The organism is Phenylobacterium sp. (genome assembly GCF_030680185.1).
GTDB lineage: Bacteria > Pseudomonadota > Alphaproteobacteria > Caulobacterales > Caulobacteraceae > Phenylobacterium.
Map to the genome: position 1 here is coordinate 1 of NZ_JAUXVZ010000019.1, position 2,098 is coordinate 2,098.

At 63.3% G+C, this 2,098-nt stretch carries 2 protein-coding genes and 1 pseudogene; 1 reads left to right on the forward strand and 2 read right to left on the reverse strand.

Annotated features, from left to right (window positions below; translation table 11 throughout):
* A pseudogene (locus Q8L83_RS03615) lies at nucleotides 1-322 on the forward strand (polyhydroxyalkanoate depolymerase); the annotation flags it as partial.
* A gap of 125 nt (nucleotides 323-447) precedes the next feature.
* On the opposite strand, the gene Q8L83_RS03620 reads toward Q8L83_RS03615, so the two are convergent.
* Both Q8L83_RS03620 and Q8L83_RS03625 read right to left on the reverse strand, forming a co-directional pair.
* Entirely contained in the window at nucleotides 448-1,557 is a 1,110-nt protein-coding gene (locus tag Q8L83_RS03620) for an IS4 family transposase (RefSeq protein ID WP_305284779.1), read from the reverse strand.
* A gap of 218 nt (nucleotides 1,558-1,775) precedes the next feature.
* The gene (locus tag Q8L83_RS03625) at nucleotides 1,776-2,048 is read right to left on the reverse strand and encodes a hypothetical protein (RefSeq protein ID WP_305284780.1); all 273 of its coding nucleotides are present in this window, start codon (nucleotides 2,046-2,048) and stop codon (nucleotides 1,776-1,778) included.
* Nucleotides 2,049-2,098: the final 50 nt, after the last annotated feature.

Below are 2,098 nucleotides of genomic sequence, written 5' to 3' on the forward strand. Positions count from 1 at the left end.
CGCCGAGTTCTACCTCGAGACGGTGGAAAAAGTCTTCCAGACCTACGACCTGCCGCTGGGCACGCTGACTTACCGTGACCGCATCGTCAAGCCCGCCGCGATCCGCCGCACTGCGCTGATGACGGTCGAGGGCGAACGCGACGACATCTGCGCGGTCGGCCAGACGGTGGCCGCACTGGACCTGTGCAGCAGCATCCGCCCGTACATGAAGACCCACCACATCCAGACCGGCGTCGGGCACTACGGCGTCTTCAGCGGTCGCAAATGGAATACGCAGATCTATCCGCGGGTTCGGGAGATGATTCATGCAAGCATGGGGTGAGTCGAGGACCGAATCAGGCTCTGGCCCTTATTCGGCGAGCGTGAGCAGCTACTGAATTTATAGCGTTCACCACGTCCCTGGCTGTCATCCCGGACTTGATCCACTACTGTCCGGAAACGCTTTATTCATAGGAGCAGGGGCTGAACCAAGGCTATGTGGTCGAGTTCGGCGCGCCTTCGTCGCCACCATGACTGCTCGGTGCGTACCCGTTGGAACAGGCTATGGCGAAGCTGTGCCAGCAGCATCCACTGGGACCCTTTGAAGCGACTGCCCGCTTTGAGCAGCAGCACCAGCATGTAGGCGATCAGCGCCGTCAGCAGCTGGATGCGCACAGCGTTCTCGCTGCGCCCGACGAAGCGGCGAATCTGCAGGTGTTGCTTGATCCACTTGAACAGCAACTCAATCTGCCAACGCCGCTTGTACAGCGCAGCAATTTCTACTGCCGGGCTGGCAAGGTCGTTGGTGGCCAGCACCAGCGGGGCCGCATCCGGGCGCTGCACCTCGATGCGCCGCAGCGGTGTACTGTATAAGTTTCGGTGCCCGCCGCGCGGGGTGCGTCGCGCGAATGCAACGATGCTGTCCCTCACAATGCCTGGGTCAGCGGTGCGTTCGGCCAGGTAATTGAGTGCCGCATCGCGCTTGAAGCGGCTGACCCAGCGGGCCTTCTTGCGGTCGATCTCGTGCCACCAGTTGTAGTGGCAGTAGCCCCGGTCGAACACGTAGGTGGCGCCGGACTCGATGGTCAGCTTGCGGGCCTCGGTGATGTCGTTGACATTACCCGGTGTGATGCTTGCATGGGCCACGCCATGGCTGTCGGCCTCCAGTAGCAGGTGCAGCTTCATCTCCAGCCCATGCGGCGCGACCCGCGTGGCGTCCAGCAGGTACAGCAACTCCTCGCGCTGTTTGCGCGCGTTGCGCCCGGCCTGCGCGATCAGCAGCTGCAGCAGCTCGGCGAACACCTGCGGGGTCCGCCTGGCGTTGGCCTCGGCCAAGGTGGAGCGACGTACGCAGCGTGCATTGAGGTGGTAGTGCTGCTGAGGCTGGGCATTAAAGCCCGCCTCCACCTGGCGCAGGCTGGTGGCCCCGCTGAGCTGCACGTACACCATGGCCAGCAGTTGCTGCCAGCACCCAAAGCCCTTGCTGAAGCGGTCCGCGCTGTGGCGCTCAACGATCTGATCGAACCCGGCGCGGGGCACGGCTTGAAGAACCTGTTGGATTCGGCTTATGCTGAACATGTTGCGGATGTTTGGTGGTTGCACGGGTGTAGGAGCCTGCGGTTTAACCGCCTTCCCCAGCTTCCGCAACACCCATCTGCTTTCGCGCAGACACGACCACTGTATAAACCGCGCAGTTCAAGTCTTTTTCCCGCCCTTCGGGTCAAACCGGCGGCTATCCCGGACAGTAGTGGATCGAGTCCGGGATGACAGCCGGGAACGCAGGGGACTCTTGGGCCCTAGATTGCCAAAGGATCCACATCAATCGCCCAGCGGATCAGGCTCTTGAACTCGCCTTGCTGCCGGGTCTGGTGCAGCAGAGGCTGCCAGGCCGCGAGGAAACGCTGCAGCGCGGCGCGCGACGGGCTTTCCACCAGCATCTGCGCGCGTTCGATGTTGGCCACACGCTGGATGGTCATGGGCACGGCCGGGTAGGGCGTGACGGCGTCGCCACCAGGAAGTTGCTGCGCCTGCGCTGCGGCGGCGGCTGCATTGAGAAAGCCCTGGGCCACTGCCTGCTCCCTGGCCTAGGCCCGCAGCAGCGCCGAAAACCCGAAGGGTG

Coding starts and splice junctions, on each gene's coding strand:
- Q8L83_RS03620 (WP_305284779.1), bottom strand. CDS start 1,557: ATGTTCAGCATAAGCCGAATCCAACAGGTTCTTCAAGCCGTGCCCCGC.